This window comes from Stenotrophomonas terrae (assembly GCF_001431465.1).
GTDB lineage: Bacteria > Pseudomonadota > Gammaproteobacteria > Xanthomonadales > Xanthomonadaceae > Stenotrophomonas > Stenotrophomonas terrae.
This window is the reverse complement of sequence record NZ_LDJJ01000027.1, coordinates 51021-67519: the sequence shown is the minus strand read 5'-3', so window position 1 is coordinate 67519 and position 16499 is coordinate 51021. Positions and strand designations below refer to the sequence as shown.

General features: G+C 64.8%; 18 protein-coding genes and 3 tRNA genes. 8 read left to right on the top strand and 13 right to left on the bottom strand.

Features of this window, described 5'->3' with window-relative positions:
- Positions 1–779 precede the first annotated feature (779 nt).
- From ABB27_RS08380 to ABB27_RS08340, 9 genes are all read right to left on the bottom strand, one after another.
- Positions 780–856: transfer RNA gene (locus tag ABB27_RS08380), tRNA-Arg, on the bottom strand.
- A gap of 53 nt (positions 857–909) precedes the next feature.
- A tRNA-Arg gene (locus tag ABB27_RS08375) sits at positions 910–986 on the bottom strand.
- Positions 987–1051: 65 nt separating this feature from the next.
- Positions 1052–1915, bottom strand: a complete 864-nt coding sequence (locus ABB27_RS08370; RefSeq protein ID WP_057628247.1) for an alpha/beta hydrolase family protein — start codon at positions 1913–1915, stop codon at positions 1052–1054.
- Positions 1912–2721 (bottom strand): bifunctional hydroxymethylpyrimidine kinase/phosphomethylpyrimidine kinase, encoded by an 810-nt coding sequence (thiD, locus tag ABB27_RS08365; protein ID WP_057628246.1) that lies wholly within the window; start codon positions 2719–2721, stop codon positions 1912–1914. The genes ABB27_RS08370 and thiD overlap by 4 nt, the downstream gene beginning before the upstream one ends.
- Positions 2722–2755: 34 nt before the next feature.
- Complete coding sequence (locus ABB27_RS08360) at positions 2756–3427, bottom strand: YoaK family protein (RefSeq protein ID WP_057628245.1); 672 nt, start codon at positions 3425–3427, stop codon at positions 2756–2758.
- A gap of 12 nt (positions 3428–3439) precedes the next feature.
- Complete coding sequence (locus ABB27_RS08355) at positions 3440–3931, bottom strand: hypothetical protein (RefSeq protein ID WP_057628283.1); 492 nt, start codon at positions 3929–3931, stop codon at positions 3440–3442.
- 5 nt (positions 3932–3936) lie between these two features.
- Complete coding sequence (locus ABB27_RS08350; RefSeq protein ID WP_057628244.1) at positions 3937–5337, bottom strand: PhoH family protein; 1401 nt, start codon at positions 5335–5337, stop codon at positions 3937–3939.
- An 82-nt stretch (positions 5338–5419) separates the two neighbouring features.
- Complete coding sequence (locus ABB27_RS08345) at positions 5420–5899, bottom strand: peroxiredoxin (protein ID WP_057628243.1); 480 nt, start codon at positions 5897–5899, stop codon at positions 5420–5422.
- A 78-nt stretch (positions 5900–5977) separates the two neighbouring features.
- The gene (locus tag ABB27_RS08340; protein WP_057628242.1) at positions 5978–6538 is read right to left on the bottom strand and encodes a glycine cleavage system transcriptional repressor; all 561 of its coding nucleotides are present in this window, start codon (positions 6536–6538) and stop codon (positions 5978–5980) included.
- Positions 6539–6698: 160 nt separating this feature from the next.
- On the opposite strand from ABB27_RS08340, the gene dapA reads away from it, so the two are divergent.
- Together dapA and ABB27_RS08330 are read left to right on the top strand one after the other, a co-directional pair.
- Positions 6699–7592 (top strand): 4-hydroxy-tetrahydrodipicolinate synthase, encoded by an 894-nt coding sequence (gene dapA, locus ABB27_RS08335; protein ID WP_057628241.1) that lies wholly within the window; start codon positions 6699–6701, stop codon positions 7590–7592.
- Positions 7593–7624: 32 nt separating this feature from the next.
- Positions 7625–8140: a hypothetical protein gene (locus ABB27_RS08330; protein ID WP_057628240.1), complete on the top strand. Its 516-nt coding sequence runs from the start codon at positions 7625–7627 to the stop codon at positions 8138–8140.
- An 88-nt stretch (positions 8141–8228) separates the two neighbouring features.
- Here the strand turns inward: ABB27_RS08330 and fdxA are convergent, their stop codons facing one another.
- Positions 8229–8552 carry a ferredoxin FdxA gene (fdxA, locus tag ABB27_RS08325; protein ID WP_054656826.1) on the bottom strand — a complete coding sequence of 108 codons (324 nt, stop codon included), beginning with the start codon at positions 8550–8552 and terminating at the stop codon, positions 8229–8231.
- A 182-nt stretch (positions 8553–8734) separates the two neighbouring features.
- A tRNA-Glu gene (locus ABB27_RS08320) sits at positions 8735–8809 on the bottom strand.
- 42 nt (positions 8810–8851) lie between these two features.
- Here ABB27_RS08320 and pcnB point away from each other — a divergent pair.
- The 6 genes from pcnB to pgi all read left to right on the top strand — a co-directional run bounded on the left by pcnB (position 8852) and on the right by pgi (position 14475).
- A complete protein-coding gene (gene pcnB / locus ABB27_RS08315) occupies positions 8852–10225 on the top strand; it encodes a polynucleotide adenylyltransferase PcnB (RefSeq protein WP_057628239.1) in 1374 nt (457 codons plus the stop codon).
- A gap of 6 nt (positions 10226–10231) precedes the next feature.
- Positions 10232–10720 (top strand): 2-amino-4-hydroxy-6-hydroxymethyldihydropteridine diphosphokinase, encoded by a 489-nt coding sequence (gene folK, locus ABB27_RS08310; RefSeq protein WP_057628238.1) that lies wholly within the window; start codon positions 10232–10234, stop codon positions 10718–10720.
- Between the two features lie 31 nt (positions 10721–10751).
- The gene (gene panB / locus ABB27_RS08305) at positions 10752–11567 is read left to right on the top strand and encodes a 3-methyl-2-oxobutanoate hydroxymethyltransferase (protein ID WP_057628237.1); all 816 of its coding nucleotides are present in this window, start codon (positions 10752–10754) and stop codon (positions 11565–11567) included.
- Positions 11564–12406, top strand: coding sequence for a pantoate--beta-alanine ligase (panC, locus tag ABB27_RS08300; RefSeq protein WP_057628236.1), 843 nt, complete (start codon positions 11564–11566; stop codon positions 12404–12406). Before panB ends, panC begins: the two co-directional genes overlap by 4 nt.
- Positions 12407–12586: 180 nt before the next feature.
- Positions 12587–12967 carry an aspartate 1-decarboxylase gene (gene panD / locus ABB27_RS08295; RefSeq protein WP_057628235.1) on the top strand — a complete coding sequence of 127 codons (381 nt, stop codon included), beginning with the start codon at positions 12587–12589 and terminating at the stop codon, positions 12965–12967.
- The gene (gene pgi, locus ABB27_RS08290; protein WP_057628234.1) at positions 12964–14475 is read left to right on the top strand and encodes a glucose-6-phosphate isomerase; all 1512 of its coding nucleotides are present in this window, start codon (positions 12964–12966) and stop codon (positions 14473–14475) included. Before panD ends, pgi begins: the two co-directional genes overlap by 4 nt.
- Before the next feature lie 215 nt (positions 14476–14690).
- On the opposite strand, the gene ABB27_RS08285 is transcribed toward pgi, so the two are convergent.
- Positions 14691–15257, bottom strand: a complete 567-nt coding sequence (locus tag ABB27_RS08285; protein ID WP_057628233.1) for a response regulator transcription factor — start codon at positions 15255–15257, stop codon at positions 14691–14693.
- The gene (locus tag ABB27_RS08280; RefSeq protein ID WP_057628232.1) at positions 15254–16480 is read right to left on the bottom strand and encodes an ATP-binding protein; all 1227 of its coding nucleotides are present in this window, start codon (positions 16478–16480) and stop codon (positions 15254–15256) included. Before ABB27_RS08280 ends, ABB27_RS08285 begins: the two co-directional genes overlap by 4 nt.
- Positions 16481–16499: the final 19 nt, after the last annotated feature.

Sequence of the window (16499 nt, the reverse complement as noted above, 5' to 3'; positions counted from 1 at the left end):
CGGGATCGGTGTTGTCTGGGTGTCGCAGTGAGTGGCGAGGCGCTGTGGCGACGCTTGTAAGGCCTCTGCCGAGCATGGCTCGGCACTACAGGGCGGCGTGCTGTGCTGGGGTGCCTGCGTGCTTCTGTGGGAGCGGCGTAAGCCGCGAAGCTCGCGGGCGATCAGATTGCGGGGCCTTGGTGAGCTCAATTGCACCGCTGTCGCGGCTTATGTGGCTCTCTGCTGGGCTGGGCGCGTTCGGGGTGCTGCTGACCGGCCGCGCGTTGCGGCGTCGCTTGTAAGGCCTCTGCCGAGCATGGCTCGGCACTACAGGGCTGCGTGCTGCGCTGAGGTGTCTGCGTGCTTCTGTAGGAGCGGCGTAAGCCGCGAAGCTCGTAGGTGCTCAGGTGGCGTGCGGGTGGCTCCAGTGCGGTCAGCTTCGCGGGATCGTGGTGCCTTGGTGCATTGCTGCGAAGGCCTCTGCCGAGCATGGCTCGGCATTACAGGGCTGCGTGCTGTGCTGAGGTGTCTGCGTGCTTCTGTGGGAGCGGCGTAAGCCGCGAAGCTCGTAGGTGCTCAGGTGGCGTGCGGGTGGCTCCAGTGCGGTGTCAGCTTTGCGTGATCGTGGTGCCCTGATGCATTGCTGCGAAGGCTTCTGCCGAGCATGGCTCGGCACTACATTGGATGCTGGTTATTGCGGGGCTCTGGTGCTCGCGTCAGGCGCTGTTTTGTCCGGTGTGATTATCCATCCGCAAAACGCACATAAAAAAACAGCAGGCAATGCCTGCTGTTTTTGGTATTGGTGCGCTCGGAGAGATTCGAACTCCCGACCACCTGGTTCGTAGCCAGGTACTCTATCCAACTGAGCTACGAGCGCTCAACATTGCTGTTGTAGTTTGAAGCGGTGCAGATTGTATCTGCGTTCTGACATGGTGCGCTCGGAGAGATTCGAACTCCCGACCACCTGGTTCGTAGCCAGGTACTCTATCCAACTGAGCTACGAGCGCGTCGTTGCCAGGAGCGAGATTATGCGGATATGAGCCGTTTGCGTCAACGCTTTTGTGAAAATTTCTTAATCTTCGGGATGAATCAGTGCGTAGACCACGTTCTGTGGCGATTTCATCCAATGAAAGTGGTCGGCAACCACGCCCAGTTCGGCCGATGACAGCAGTTTCAGGCTGCGCGCAGAGGCGGGGAGCTTTGCCAGCAGTTGTTGCATGGAACTGACCGGCGCCAGCCAATCGCGATCCATCACCACTGCGCGCGTCGGTGCGCTGATGCGGCGCATGCCGGCTTCCAGATCGATGGGCAGATTGTGCGCAGCGTAGTGATTGCTCAGACCGACGCGCGCCCAATCGCGTATCAGTCCGCGTGCTTCGGTTCCGCCGAAGCCGACGCGGCGTCCGGGCAGGGTGCCATTACGTTGTGCCAGCCAGGGTAGGAAGCGATACGCCAGGGGCAGCAACCAACCGCGCGGCGGCGGGAAGCTTCGCCACCATGGCGTGCCGCTGGCAACCAGCCATAGTGCGTCCAGCTCGGCGTCACGCAGGCCTGCATAACAACAGCTGAGCTGGCCGCCGAGGCTGTGGCCGCCCAGCCGGAACGGGAGCGCGGGCAGGGTGTTGTGCACGGCGGCTTCGGCTGCAGGCAGGTCGAGCTGCAGCAGTTCCTTGTAGCCCCAGTCGTGGTTGCGGTCAGGGCGCAGGCTGCTGCTGCCGTTGCCGCGCCATTCGTGCAGGAATACGGCAATGCCGCGTTCTGCCAGGGCTTGGGCGAAGGCCTGGTAGTGGCGGGCCGCTACGCCCAATGCCGGCAGCCATAGCAGGCAGGCGCGCGGTTTCGCGGGGAGGTAGGCCAATAGCTCGAAGCTGTGGCCATCGGCGCTGCTGACGCGCAGCGCGCTTGCCTGTGAGGTGGTCCCGGTTTCGAGGCTCATGCCGGGCGCGCAGCGCCGAAATGATCCAGCACCATGACCTCGCTGCGGCCCGGGTGGTAGCCGCCCTGCAGGCCGCGGGCGACATAGTCGATCGCCGCTTCGCAGGCGTTGGCCAGCGACAGCCCGCAGCACAGCTGCGCGGCGATGGCTGAAGCCAGGGTGCAGCCAGTACCGTGCGCATCTACCGGTAGCCGCACATGGCTGAATTCCTCGCGGCTGACGCCATCGAAGTAGCGGTCGATGACCCGGCTGCCTTCCAGTAGATGGCCGCCTTTGAGCAGGACCGCGCCGGCACCCATGTCGAGCAGGGCGGCGGCGGCATCTTCAGCGTCGTCGGCGTTGTTGATGCTGCGCCCGAGCAGCAGTTCGGCTTCCGGCGTATTCGGGGTCAGCAGGGTGGCCAGCGGCAGCAGCCGCTCGCGCATCGCGCGCAGGGCGCTGTCTTCGAGCAGCTTGGCGCCGCTGGTGGCGACCATCACCGGGTCGATCACGATCTGCGGCGGGCGCCGTTGTTCCAATGCGTCGGCGACCAGGTGGATCACCTCGGCATTGGCCAGCATGCCGAGTTTGACGGCGTGGATATCAAAGTCATCGAAGCAGGCATCGATCTGCGCGCGCAGGAACTCCAGCGGCGGCACATGCACGGCGGTGACGCCGCGGGTGTGCTGTGCGGTGAGTGCGGTGATTGCAGACAGGCCATGCACGCGATGCGCGGCAAAGGCTTTGAGATCGGCTTGAATGCCTGCGCCGCCGCCGGAATCGGAGCCGGCAATGGTCAGGGCGGAAACGGGGGTGGAGGGGCTCATGCAGCGATTGTGCAGTGTTTGCCAATGGCCTGCTTCATGCCTGCCGGCGCATGGCCCATTGCCGGTACAGCACATAGCCCAGGCCGCTCAATCCGGTCAGCACTGCTGGCACCAGCAGGGCGTCGTACTGCCAGCGCGCAAACAGCCATGCGCCGAGTACCCCGCCGGCCAGGAAGCCGCTGATGATCAGGCCGCTCAGGGTCAGCCGGTGCATCGGCACCGGCAGGCCGCGCAGCAGATGACCCAGGCCGATGCCAAGATCGGTGAACATGCCGCTCAGGTGGGTGGTGCGCACGACCGCGCCGCTGAAGGTGGTTGCCAGTGCGTTCTGCAGCCCACAGGCCATTGCTGCGGCCAGTGCGCCCCAGACCTGCTGCTGCTTGAACAAAGGGATGGCCAGCAACAACAAGGCCGATTCCAGTGCCAGCGCCACGCCGTAGCGGCGGCCAAGCTGCAGGGTGCTGTCCTGGATGATCAGTCCACTAAGGATCGCGCCCAGCGCAAAGGCGATCAGCAGTCCCCAGAGGTGGCCGACCGAGCGCCAGTCCGCATGTGCCAAGGCAATGCCGAGCTGGCTGGTGCTGCCGGTGACATGGCTGACGGCCTGGTGTTCAAAACCCAGAAAACCGACCGCATTGACCATGCCTGCCACGCAGGACAGCGCAATCGCACCGATCCAGACCCAGGTGGGCAGGCGGACTTTCATCGCGCCGCCCGGTCAGGGCGACGACTTCGCGCCGTTGCGTTCGATGCTGCTGAAGGTGCCGGCTTGTGGGTCATACACCGCGCCCCAGAACTGCGCGCCGCCATCGCAGACCCGGATCGCTTCGCGGCCCGGGTCCATTTCGCTGTGGTCGGGCAGGGTGAAGGCATTGATGTAGATCAGCCGCTTGCCTGCGGATTCGAAGCCCACGTATTGCCGGCCGGACTGGGCCGGCTCGGCAATAACGGGTTGCAGCTGCGCCAGACGGCTTTCCAGTGCATCGATGTCGGCACGGCTCGGCGCCCAATAGCCGGTGACTTCACCGGCATGTCTGGCGGGGCTGTCGCGCGAGCAGGTGTCCAGCACCTGCGCGGCGACCACGGGGCGGGTGACCACCCAGGACTGTCCCGTCTTTACCGCCGTCGGCACGCTGCCAGGGCGCGTGTTCGACGGCGTGCAGGCGGCTACGGCCAGTGTGGCTGCGGCCAACAGGGACAGGGTATGCAGCTGTTTCACAGAACCTCCGAAGCGTAATCGGCCAGGCGCGAACGTTCGCCCCGACGCAGTGTGATATGCGCACTGTGCGGCCAATTCTTGAAACGGTCCACCGCATAGGTGAGGCCGGAGGTGGTTTCAGTGAGGTAGGGCGTGTCGATCTGCTCGACGTTGCCCAGGCAGACGATCTTGGTGCCGGGGCCGGCGCGGGTGATCAGGGTCTTCATCTGCTTGGGGGTGAGGTTCTGCGCCTCGTCCAGAATCAGATAGCGCGACAGGAAGGTGCGCCCGCGCATGAAGTTCATCGAGCGGATCTTGATGCGGCTGGCCAGCAGATCATTGGTGGCCGCACGGCCCCAGGCGCCGCCATCCTGGTTGTGGGTCAGCACTTCCAGGTTGTCGGTGAGTGCGCCCATCCACGGCGTCATCTTTTCTTCCTCGGTGCCGGGCAGGAAGCCGATGTCCTCGCCGACGCTGACCGTGGCGCGGGTCATGATGATCTCGCGGTAGCGCTGCGTATCCATGGTCTGGGCCAGGCCGGCGGCCAGTGCCAGCAACGTCTTGCCGGTGCCGGCGGTGCCGAGCAGGGTGACGAAGTCGATCTCCGGGTCCATCAGCGCATTGAGCGCGAAGTTCTGCTCGCGGTTGCGTGCGGTGATGCCCCAGACCGAATGCGAACCGTGGCGGAAGTCATTGACCACCGACAAGGTGACGCGGCCATCGCCCTCGACCTTGCTGACCTTCAGTTCGACTTCGTCGTCGCCGTGCAGGTAGGCGTACTGGTTGGGATGCCAGTCCTCGTCGTCGGCAGCCATGATCTCGTAGCTGGTGCGGCCCTTGTCGCTCCAGCTGCGCAGGCCTTCGCTGTGCTTCTTCCAGAAATCTTCCGGCAGCACGGTGGCGCCGGTGTAGAGCAGGCTGAAATCGTCCAGCGCGCGGTCGTTCTCGTAGTCCTCGGAGTCGATGCCGGCGATGGCGGCCTTGATCCGCAGGTTGATGTCCTTGGAGATGAACACCACCGGGGTTTCCGGGTGCTGTTCCTTCAATGCCAGGATCGCGCCGAGGATGGCGTTGTCCGGGATCACCTTGCCAAAGCTCTTGCCGGCCTCGAAGTGGCTGGTCTGGAAATACAGGTTGCCGGCGCTCTGCGCGCCACGCAGCTGCAGGCCCTTCGGCCGTGCCAACGGCACGCCGTTCTGCACGCTGCCGATGCCGGCTGTTTCGATCAGCTCATTGAGGAAGCGGCTCACCTGGCGGGCGTTGCGGCTCGCCTCGGTGGTGCCTTTCTTGCCGTTGTCCAGCTCCTCGATCACCTGCATGGGCAGGTAGACATCATGTTCCTCGAATTTGAACAGCGCGGTCGGATCGTGCATCAGCACGTTGGTATCCAGTACGTAGATGCGCTTGCCTCGGGTCATCGTCGATTCCTGGTGGCGGGACAGGGTCACGCCATCGCACCTGCAGGGCAGGGCGATGACATGGGTTGGAACGGGAGATGGGTCACTTGGTTTGAGCGGCCTTCAGTGCTTCCAGCACGGCATCGGCATGGCCGGCGACTTTGACCTTGCGCCATTCCTGCACGAGCTTGCTGTCAGGAGAGATCAAAAAGGTGCTGCGTTCGATGCCACGTACCTGCTTGCCGTACATGTTCTTCATCTTGATCACGTCGAAGGCGGTGCATAGCGCTTCATCTGTGTCGCTGATCAAGGGGAACTTGAAGCCCTGCTTGGCGCAGAAGTTGTCGTGCGACTTCAGCGAGTCGCGGGAGATGCCGAACACCTGTGCCCCGGCGCGCTTGAACTTCGGCAGCAGGGCGTTGAAGTCCAGGCCTTCGGTGGTGCAGCCGGGGGTGCTGTCCTTCGGGTAGAAGTACAACACCAGCCATTGGCCGGCGAGTTCGCCGAGGCTTGTGGTGGTGCCGCCGGACAGGGCCAGCGGCAGCTCGAGGGTGGTTCGGTCCAGGGTATCGCCGATGTTCATCAGATCCTTTCCGGAGCCTGGGGTAGTTCGATTGCAGTTACATGAAACGCCGCGCGCCTGTGATGGGCGCGCGAAACATCAGAACTTCATCGGGTCCATGATCGCGTCCAGGTTGAGGTGGTCGCAGAATTCGAGGAAATCGTCGCGCAGGGCGGCGATATGCATGTTGGAGGGAACGCCAATGGTGATCTGCGCCGAGAACATTTCCGCACCGGTCTGCATGGCCTGGTAGCGCGTGCTCTGCAGGTTCTCGATGGTGATGCCCTGGCGGTCGAAGAAGTCGGCCAGCTGGAACAGGATGCCCGGCTTGTCGGCGGCAACGACCTCGACAATATAGGGCAGCAGATTGGACTGGGCCTGCTTGGCGGCGGTGCGGTACCACACCAGCTTCAGGTTCTCCTCGCGCTCAAGCCGGGTCAGCATGGCCTCGAGCTTGGCAACTGCATCCCAGGAGCCGGTGGCCAGGGTGGTGACCGAGACATCGCGGCCCACGGTGGCAAGGCGGGCATCGACCAGGTTGCAGCCGCTGTCGGCGATTCGACGGGTGACGGACAGCAGAGGGGACTCCGGATGCGTCGTATAGGCGTTGATCAGGAGGTGGTTTTCGGTCGGCAGCGGCCGCGGCGTGGTGTCGGTCAAGGTGGTTCCGGGAGCTAGAGAGTCTGAACAACACCGTTGAAGGGCTGTTCGTTGGTGTCCAGCATACTTGCCCGTGCTTTCGACCGGCAAGTAACATGCCTTCGGTCACGAACCCGCCGACCGGCGGGCTTCTTTACCCCCACGAAGAGCGACTGACCCTTTGTCCATATCTGGTCTCATCACCGCGCTGGCGACGCCTTTCAAGGCCGACGGCGCACTCGATCCTGAGGGCTGGCAGCGCCTGCTGGCCCAGCAGCTCAAGGGCGGCGTCCAGGGTGTAGTCGTGGCTGGCTCCACCGGCGAAGCCTCCACCCTGTCCGACGATGAATACGACGGCCTGCTGCGCAGCGCGGTGGCGGCATTTGCCGGCAAAGTGCCGGTGCTGGCCGGTACCGGCCTGTCCGGCACCGCCCGGACCATCGCCCTGACCAAACGGGCGGCCGCCAATGGCGCCACCCATGCGCTGGTGGTCACCCCGCCTTATGTGCGCCCCACCCAGGAAGGCCTGCGCCAGCATTACCTGGCGGTGGCCGAGCAGGGCGGCTTGCCGGTGGTGCTGTACAACGTGCCCGGGCGCACCGGCTGCGACCTGCTGCCGGAGACCGTGGCCGCGCTGGCCACGCACCCGAACATCGTCGGCATCAAGGAGGCGGTAGGCGATACCACCCGGCTGAAGGCCCTGCTGGAACTGCGCAGCAGCAGCTTCACCATTCTCAGTGGTGACGACGGCTCCGCCGCCCGTTCCATGCTGTCCGGCGCCGATGGCCTGATTTCGGTAGGCTCCAACGTGCTGCCGGGTGCTTACCGGACGATGTGCGACCTGGCCCGCGCCGGTCAGCATGCGCCGGCCGAGGCCTGGGATGCCCGCCTGCAGCCGTACCACGATTTTTGCGGTGTCGAGTCCAACCCCATTCCGGTCAAGGCGCTGCTGCAGCGGCTTGGTATCGGTCATGGGCTGCGCTTGCCGCTGCTTCCGCTTTCTGCGCCGCACCACGCACATGCCGATCATCTGGCCGCTGACGTGGACGCGTTGGAAGAACTATCCAGCCGCTGATTCAGCGGCCTCTGAACTCTGGAGATTCACCCATGCGTCAAACCTCTACCGTTCGCGTGTTCTCGCTGGTGCTGCTGGGCGTTGTCACCGCCGTTGCAACTTCCGGCTGCTTCTTCAAGCGCGGTGCCCGCGGCGACTACGCCCTGGCCCCGGAAGCGCGCCCGCTGGAAGTGCCGCCGGATCTGAACCTGCCCAGCACCGCTGGCTCGGCGCCGATCCCGGCACTGGCCTCGGCGGCCAAGGCGGCCGCTGCTTCTGCAGCCACCGTGGCCTCGTCGCAGAGCGGCTTCACCGTCAGCGGCAGTCGCGACGAGGTGTTCGGCAAGGTCGGTGATGCACTGGCCGGCGTCGAAGGCGTGACCATCGCCAGCCGCGCGCAGCTGCTCGGTTCCTATGATGTAGCCTACGAAGGCAGCAACTTCCTGGTGCGCGTGGTCGCCGTTGATGCCGGTGCCTATGTGTCGGCGGTGGATCCGCGCGGCATGCCGGCCACCGATGCGGCAGCAACCAAGCTGATTGCGGCATTGAAGGCCAAGCTAGCCGGCTGATGCCTGCGGTTTGGGGATGAAAAAAGGGCGCCGCGTAAGCTGGCGCCCTTTTTATTTGGCTGGCTTCATCGGCTGGCGGTGGCGACGCTCAGCGTTCCAGCAGCTTGAGTTTGTCTGGCTTGCCGTCCCACTCGGCGGCGTCGGCCGGCGGGTCTTTACGTACGGTCAGCACCGGCCAGGCCTTGGCCAGCTCGGCATTGAGCGCGACAAAGCCTTCCTGGCCGGCCGGCACATCGTCCTCGGGGAAGATGGCGTTGACCGGGCATTCGGGCTCGCACAGGGTGCAATCAATGCATTCGTCAGGGTCGATCACAAGGAAGTTGGGGCCTTCGTGGAAGCAATCCACGGGGCAGACTTCGACGCAATCGGTGTGTTTGCACTTGATGCAGTTTTCGGTAACGACAAAAGGCATGGCAGGGTCCGGCTTTGATCCCCGCAATTCTAGATCAGGATGCAGGGGGTGGGCGTGGGTATTCTCATTGGCCGGGCTTGCTGGCGCAGCGAGGGGTACCGGAGCCAGGGCCTGGGGCACTGGCGGGGTGTACAAAGCAAAAAACCCCGCAGAGCGGGGCTTTTTGGTATCGCAGACGGAGTTGGCGCTCCCTAGGGGACTCGAACCCCTGTTTTAGCCTTGAGAGGGCCACGTCCTAACCACTAGACGAAGGGAGCGTTTTGTTCGCGTCTGGCGAGCGCGCTAGTATATGCATCTGGTTGCCGCTCGGCAATCCCGTAAACCCAACTGGAAGCGCCAACATCAATTCCATAGTTACAACGCCGTTCACCGTCCGCGTGATTCCGCGCGACCAGCACAGCATCTCGCGCCGGGACATCAGCCCCAATGCGCTCAGGGTGCTCTACCGTCTGCGCGAATCCGGCTTCGGCGCCTATCTTGTCGGTGGCGCCGTGCGCGACCTTCTAGTAGGTGGACGCCCCAAGGATTTCGACGTTGCCACCGATGCAACGCCGGAGCAGATCAAACAGCTGTTCCGCAATTGCCGCCTGATCGGCCGCCGCTTCCGCCTTGCGCATGTGGTGTTCGGCCGCGAGATCATCGAGGTAGCGACGTTCCGCGCCAATGTCGATGACGGCAGCGGCGACCGCGAGGTCGAGAACGGCATGCTGGTCCGTGACAATGTCTACGGCAGCATCGAAGACGATGCGGTCCGCCGCGACTTCACCTGCAACGCACTGTATTACGCGATCGAGGATTTCTCGGTGCGTGACTACACCGGCGGCTTTGAAGACGTGATGGCCCGCCGGATGAAGCTGATCGGCGATCCGGAGCAGCGCTATCGCGAAGATCCGGTGCGCATGCTGCGCGCGGTGCGGCTGGCGGCCAAGCTGAACTTCGAGATCGAGGCGGCCACTGCCGAGCCGATCCCGCGCCTGGCCAACCTGCTCAGTGAGGCCGCGCCGGCCCGCCTGTTCGAGGAAGTGCTGAAGCTGTTCCTGTCCGGGCATGGCGTGGCCAGCTTTGAAGGCCTGGAGCGCTATGGCCTGCTCGCGGTGCTGTTCCCGGAAAGCGCTGCGGCGCTGAAGAGCAACCGTACCGGCGCGCTGCGCCGCATCCTGATCGATGGCCTGCGCAATACCGACGAGCGTGTCGCCAACGAGGAGCCGGTGTCGCCGGCCTTCCTGTTCGCGCTGCTGTTGTGGCCGGCCTTCTGCCGTGCGCTGATCGGCCTGCAGAAGCAGGGCCTGGCGCCGGAAGAGGCACAGCGCCGTGCCGCCGACCGGGTCACTCTGCACCAGCTCAGCACCATTGCCCTGCCGCGCCGCTTCTCGCTGCCGATGCAGGAAATCTGGCTGCTGCAGTCACGTTTCAGCTCGCGTCAGCGCAAGCGCGTGATGCGTACCTTGAGCCACCCGCGCTTCCGCGCTGCGTTCGATTTCCTGGCGTTGCGCCAGGCCGCTTCCAGCGAACACCAGGAAGACATCGCGTTCTGGCGCGAGGCACAGGCGCAGGCTGGCCAGGAACTGGGTGTGGAACTGGATTCAGTACATACCGACCGGGAGGTCGAAGAAGGCGCACCGCGCCGTCGTCGGCGTCGTCGTCCCCGCGGCAGCGCAACTGCGGGCGAGTAAGCTGGGATGGTCGTAGCCTGTATCGGATTGGGCGCCAACCTCGGTGACGCGCCCGCCACCCTGCGTGCGGCGATCCAGGTGCTTGCGGGCTTGCCGGGCACGCAGTTGCTGGCCAGCTCGCGCTTGTACCGCAGCCCGGCCTGGGGCAATGAAGCACAGCCGGACTTCGTCAATGCAGCCGTGGCGCTGCAGACCGAACTGCCTGCGCCGCAGCTGCTGGAGCAGCTGCTGGCGATCGAGCAGCAGTTCGGGCGGGTACGCGAGCCGGGCCAGCACTGGGGCCCGCGGCTGCTGGATCTGGACCTGCTCTTATATGCCGAGCAGGTGATCGACCTGCCGCAGCTGCAGGTGCCGCACCCCTTCCTGCACCAGCGCGGCTTCGCTTTGCTGCCTTTGGCCGATGTGGCGCCGCAGGCCCTGATTCCGGGCCATGGAACAGTGCGGGACGTATTGGTTGGTATCAATACCAGCGGTATCGATCCGATAGGGGGATAATGGGCGGCTCATAAGCCACCGTTATGACCACATGAGCACACACGCAGATAGCAAGCCCTGGACCGTACCCGCCCTGGCCGAGGCCAAGCGCAACGGCCAGAAGCTGGTGATGTTGACCGCCTACGACGCCGGCTTCGCCCGCGCCTTCGACGCCAATGGCGTGGACCTTATCCTGGTCGGCGATTCGCTGGGCATGGTGGTGCAGGGGCACGACTCGACGCTGCCGGTCAGCGTTGACGACGTGGTCTATCACACCCGCGCCGTCGCCGGTGTGCTGGAACGCGCGCTGCTGGTGTCGGACCTGCCATTTGGCGCCGACGCCACCGCCGAGCGCGCGCTGGACGCCTCGCTGAAGCTGCTGCAGGCCGGCGCCGAGATGGTCAAGATTGAAGGTGCCGGCTTCAAGCTGGACATCATCCGCCACCTGGTGGAGCGCGAGATCCCGGTCTGTTCGCATCTGGGCCTGACCCCGCAGTCGGTATTGCGCCTGGGCGGTTACCGCGTGCAGGGCCGTGGCGATGCCGGCAAGCAGTTGCTCGACGATGCCAAGGCCGTGGCCGAGGCCGGCGCCAGCCTGCTGGTGCTGGAATGCGTGCCGACCCCGATTGCCGGCCGCGTCACCGCTGGCGTTGCCATTCCCACCATCGGTATTGGTGCCGGCCCCGATTGCGACGGGCAGGTGCTGGTGCTGCATGACTTCCTCGGTCTGGACAGCGGCCACCGACGTCCCAAGTTCGTCAAGGATTTCCTTGCCGAAGGCGGCTCGGTGGCCGGTGCGGTCCGTGCCTATGCCGACGCCGTGCGCGCCGGCATCTTCCCCGACGCAGAGCACGCTTACGCATCATGATCGAAACCGTTACCGAACTTTCCCGGCTGCGCGGCGTTGTCAGCGGCTGGAAGCGCGATGGCCTGCGGGTGGCGTTGGTGCCGACCATGGGCAACCTGCATGCCGGCCATTATTCGCTGGTGAAGCTGGCGCGTGAGCACGCCGACAAGGTGGTGTCCAGTGTCTTCGTCAATCCGACCCAGTTCGGCCCGAACGAGGACTTCACCCGCTACCCGCGCACGCCCGAGGCCGATACCAGTGGCCTGGAGCAGGCCGGTTGCGACGTGCTGTGGCTGCCTACGGTCGAGTCGATGTACCCGTTCGGCGTGGAGCTGGCTGCCAACGTGCATGTACCCGGCGTCAGTTCGCTGCTGGAAGGGGCGCATCGCCCGGGGCACTTTGACGGTGTCTGCACGGTGGTCAGCCGCCTGTTCAACCAGGTGCAGCCCGACGTGGCCGCATTTGGGCGCAAGGACTACCAGCAGCTGGCAGTGATCCAGCAGATGGTGGCCGACCTGGCGTTCCCGATCCAGATCCTGGGTGGCGAGATCGTGCGCGAGGCCGATGGCCTGGCGATGAGCTCGCGCAACCAGTACCTCACCGCCGACGTGCGGCCGCAGGCCACGGTGATCCGCAAGGTGCTGTTGGCCGCGCGCGACGCCTACCTGGGCGGCGCCGAGCGGGTGGCGGTGGAGCAGGAGGCGGCTGCACGGCTGCAGGCTGCGGGCTACCTGGTCGACTACGCGGTGGTGCGCATGCCTGACCTGAGCGAGCCAGGCAGTAGCCATGAGGGCGCGCGCGTGGCACTGGTGGCGGCCAAGCTGGGCAACACCCGCCTGATCGACAACATCGAGTTCTGAACAGGGCAGCGGGCGGACTTCTACTGTCCGTCCACGACTGTTCGCATGACCTTCAATGGCGCCCCTGTGGCGCCATTGTTGTCTGTGCGGAACGGCCGCCGGATAGGTCATGTTGCAGTGCGGGCAGGGCCTCGCAGCGGTGCTAGACTGCGCTCTTTCTCACGCAGTTTCGGCATTGTCATGCAACTCTCCCTGCTCAAGACCAAGATTCACCGCGCCACCGTCACCCATTCGGAGCTGAACTACGAAGGCTCCATCGCGATCGACGACAACCTGTTGCAGGCGACCGGCATCCGCGAGTTTGAACAGGTACATATCTGGGACGTGACCAACGGTGCCCGTTTCACCACCTATGCACTGCGGGCAGAAGCCGGCAGCGGCGTGATCTCGCTCAACGGCGGCGCCGCGCGCCACGTGCAGGTGGGCGACATCATCATCATCGCTGCCTTCGCCAGCATGAGCGAAGCCGAGGCGGACAGCTTCAAGCCCAAGCTCGTCTATGTTGACGGCGACAACCGCATTTCCCACACCAACGACAGCATCCCCACACAGGCCGCATGATCACCAACAACGGATTCGACGTTTTGCACGCCCACGCCCAGCGTTTGCAGGGCACAGGCATTCCCTCGCTGATGGCCGCAGAGCCTGACCGGGTGCAGCGCATGGCGCTGAAAGTCGGTCCGTTGTACGTGAACTTCGCGCGGCAGAAATACGACCGCGCGGCCCTGGATGCCTTGCTGGAACTGGCCGCCGCGCGCGATGTCGCCGGCGGTTTCCAGCGCCTGTTCGCTGGCCAGAAAATCAACCTCACCGAAGATCGCTCGGTGCTGCACAGTGCGCTGCGCGGCAATGCCAGCGACGCTCCGGTTGCGCTGGCCGCGCACGCCGAAGCAACGGCGGTGCAGGCGCAGATGGGCGGCTTGATCAAGACGCTGGAAGCCAGCAATGTCACTGATATCGTCAGTGTCGGCATTGGTGGTTCGGACCTTGGTCCGCGTCTTGTCGCTGACGCCCTGCGCCCGGCGGCAGGTGCGCGTTTCCGCGTGCATTTCGTTTCCAATGTCGACGGCGCAGCCATGCAGCGCACCTTGGCGACGCTGGACCCGGCAACCACTGCCGGCATCCTGATCTCCAAGACCTTCGGCACCCAGGAAACTCTGCTCAATGGCCGCATCCTCTGCGATTGGCTGGGTGGTAGCGAACGCCTGTACGCAGTCAGTGCCAATCCCGAGCGCGCCGCCAAGGCCTTCGACATCGCCGCCGAGCGCGTGCTGCCGATGTGGGATTGGGTAGGTGGCCGTTACTCGCTGTGGTCGGCGGTAGGCTTCCCGATTGCCTTGGCGATTGGCTTTGAGCGTTTCGGCCAGTTGCTGGAAGGTGCCGCGCAGATGGACGCGCATGCGGCCAGTGCACCCTTGGCGGAAAACCTGCCGGTGCTGCACGCACTGACCGACATCTGGAACCGCAACGTGCTGGGTTATGCCACGCATGCGGTGATGACCTATGACCAGCGCATGGCCTTGTTGCCGGCCTACCTGCAGCAGCTGGTGATGGAGAGCCTGGGTAAGCGGGTCAAATGCGACGGCAGCCCGGTCGATGGCGACACGGTCCCGGTGTGGTGGGGTGGTGCGGGCACGGACGTGCAGCACAGCTTCTTCCAGGCCCTGCACCAGGGCACCAGCATCGTGCCGGCCGACTTCATCGGCTGCGTGCGCAATGACGACCCTTACGAAATCAACCACCAGGCCTTGCTGGCCAACCTGCTGGCGCAGACCGAAGCCTTGGCCAACGGCCAGGACAGCGAAGATCCGCACCGCCAGTACCCGGGGGGCCGTCCCAGCACGATGATTTTGCTGGACGCGCTAACCCCGCAGTCGCTGGGTGCCCTGATCGCGATGTACGAGCATGCGGTGTATGTGCAGTCGCTGATCTGGGACATCAACGCCTTCGATCAGTTTGGCGTCGAGCTGGGCAAGCAGTTGGCCAGCCAGTTGCTGCCGGCCTTGCAGGGTGAGACGGTGGAAATTGCCGACCCGATGACGCGCGAGTTGCTGGCACGGCTGCGCTGAGAGCGGGTTGTTGTTTTACGCAGACAACAGATTGTCGTTCCAACAAAGCCGCGCAGAAATGCGCGGCTTTTCTTTGCCCCCTCGCAGGCGGGAGAGCGACCTTGATCTGCCCCCTCCCTTTGCCGCAGGCAAGGGGAGGGTTGGGGAGAGGTACGCCCTTCGCATTGCGGGTGAAGGCCCCTGCCGAGCATGGCTCGGCACTACAGAAAGTCGGGTTACCTGTTCGGATCCCGTTCCGGGCTGGGTCGCTTGGTCAGCTTGCGCTGCAGTGAGCGCCGGTGCATGCCCAACAGACGCGCCGCAGCCGATACATTGCCGCCGGTCTCATGCAGTGCCTGCTGGATATGCTCCCATTGCAGGCGGCTGATCGGGGTCATCGCATCCGGCGGTTCGATCTCTTCGGGTTCCTCGCCGGCATCGTCTTCCTCGCCGAGCGCGCGCAGGATCATCTGTACCGTCGCCGGCTTAGGCAGGTAGTCATCGGCGCCCAGCTTGATCGCTTCCACTGCCGTGGCAATGGAGGCATAGCCGGTGACCAGCAGGATGCGCATGTCCTGGCGCAGTTCGCGCAGCGGCTGGATCAGGGTCAGGCCGGATTCGCTGCCCAGCTTGAGGTCGATCAGCGCGAATGCCGGCGGCTTCTGCGTGGCCAGCTGCAGGGCGCTGCCGGTATCGGTGGCGGTGATCGCTTCGATGCCACGGCGGGCCAGCGTGCGCTGCAGGGTGCGCAGGTAGAGCGGGTCGTCGTCGACCAGCAGGCCATGGGTGGCGGGAGCATTCATGGACTTACCTCGATGTTGTTCAACGGCAGGCGAAAGCCGACACGTGCTCCCTGGCCTTCGGCCGGACGCATCCACAGTTCGCCGTGCAGACGTTCAATGGTGGCATGCGACAGGGCCAGGCCGACACCCATGCCGTTGCTTTTGCCGCTGTTGAACATCGTGCCTGGCAGCGCCGCATCATTGGCGTTGAAACCCGGGCCGTAATCACGCACTTCGCCGTACAGCTGACCTTCGTGGATGCGCAGGTCCAGGTCGATCTGCGCGCGGCCAGCGTGTTCGCCGGCATCGGCGGCGTTGTTCAGCAATACCTGCAGCAGATGACCAATGCCGGGGTCCAGTTTGAGTTGCAGCGGGGCATCCGGGTTGCGTCGCAATTGGATCGTCGGGCGCACCAGCCGCCATTGTTCGAGCACGCTGGCGATGGATACCGGTGCACGGCTGCCGGCGCCTTCGGCCGGTGCGGCCAGTGCCAGCACCTTTTCGCGGCATTGGACCAGCAGTTCGCGCAGGGTTTCCAGGTCGTCACGCATTTCCGGGGTGGCGGCACCTTGCTCGACGATGTCGTCGGTGAGCAGGGTCATGGTCGCCAACGGGGTGTTGAGTTCGTGCGCGACGGAGGCCGCATGCGTGGCCAGGGCGACAATGCCCTCGTTGCGGACGAAACGCTCGCGCAGCATCGCCAGCTGGTTCTCGCGCTCGCGCAGGGCGGCCGCCAGGCGCGTGGAGAACACCAGTACCACCACGCTGGACAACAGGAAATTGGCCGCCGCGCCCCACAGATGCAGGCTCATCGTGTCGAAGTAACCACCCTTGAGCGGCAGCCCGAATACCGCGCTCAACGCGTAACCGCCGACGCAGGCCGCCGCGACCGCATGGGTCCAGCGCAAGGGCAGGGCCAGCGCGGCCAACGCGATCAGGATCAGGAACAGCGAGCCAAACGGATTGGCGATGCCGCCGCTCCAGCCCACCATCCAGGTCAGCACGGTCACATCGACCAGGATGTGGCCGAAGGCGGTAACCGGTGCCGGGTCGCTGTCGTGCACGCGCAGCTGCACATAGAGGTTGAACAGGGCCAAGACCGCCACGCCGGCCCACAAGGGTTCCTGCGGTAGATCCAGCCCCAGCAGCCAGGTGGCGACTAGGATGGTGGCGGCCTGGCCGGCGGTGGCCAGCCAGCGCAGGCTGCACAGCGTGCGCAGAAAAGAGGTGTCTCGGGTTTCCATGGCGCAATCGTATGCTGTC

Bases quoted from the DNA above. Each gene is read 5' to 3' on its own strand.
- ABB27_RS08370 (WP_057628247.1), bottom strand. From the start codon at position 1,915: ATGAGCCTCGAAACCGGGACCACCTCACAGGCAAGCGCGCTGCGCGTC.
- thiD (WP_057628246.1), bottom strand. From the start codon at position 2,721: ATGAGCCCCTCCACCCCCGTTTCCGCCCTGACCATTGCCGGCTCCGAT.
- ABB27_RS08360 (WP_057628245.1), bottom strand. From the start codon at position 3,427: ATGAAAGTCCGCCTGCCCACCTGGGTCTGGATCGGTGCGATTGCGCTG.
- ABB27_RS08350 (WP_057628244.1), bottom strand. From the start codon at position 5,337: ATGACCCGAGGCAAGCGCATCTACGTACTGGATACCAACGTGCTGATG.
- ABB27_RS08345 (WP_057628243.1), bottom strand. From the start codon at position 5,899: ATGAACATCGGCGATACCCTGGACCGAACCACCCTCGAGCTGCCGCTG.
- ABB27_RS08330 (WP_057628240.1), top strand. From the start codon at position 7,625: ATGCGTCAAACCTCTACCGTTCGCGTGTTCTCGCTGGTGCTGCTGGGC.
- fdxA (WP_054656826.1), bottom strand. From the start codon at position 8,552: ATGCCTTTTGTCGTTACCGAAAACTGCATCAAGTGCAAACACACCGAT.
- folK (WP_057628238.1), top strand. From the start codon at position 10,232: ATGGTCGTAGCCTGTATCGGATTGGGCGCCAACCTCGGTGACGCGCCC.
- panB (WP_057628237.1), top strand. From the start codon at position 10,752: ATGAGCACACACGCAGATAGCAAGCCCTGGACCGTACCCGCCCTGGCC.
- panC (WP_057628236.1), top strand. From the start codon at position 11,564: ATGATCGAAACCGTTACCGAACTTTCCCGGCTGCGCGGCGTTGTCAGC.
- panD (WP_057628235.1), top strand. From the start codon at position 12,587: ATGCAACTCTCCCTGCTCAAGACCAAGATTCACCGCGCCACCGTCACC.
- pgi (WP_057628234.1), top strand. From the start codon at position 12,964: ATGATCACCAACAACGGATTCGACGTTTTGCACGCCCACGCCCAGCGT.
- ABB27_RS08285 (WP_057628233.1), bottom strand. From the start codon at position 15,257: ATGAATGCTCCCGCCACCCATGGCCTGCTGGTCGACGACGACCCGCTC.
- ABB27_RS08280 (WP_057628232.1), bottom strand. From the start codon at position 16,480: ATGGAAACCCGAGACACCTCTTTTCTGCGCACGCTGTGCAGCCTGCGC.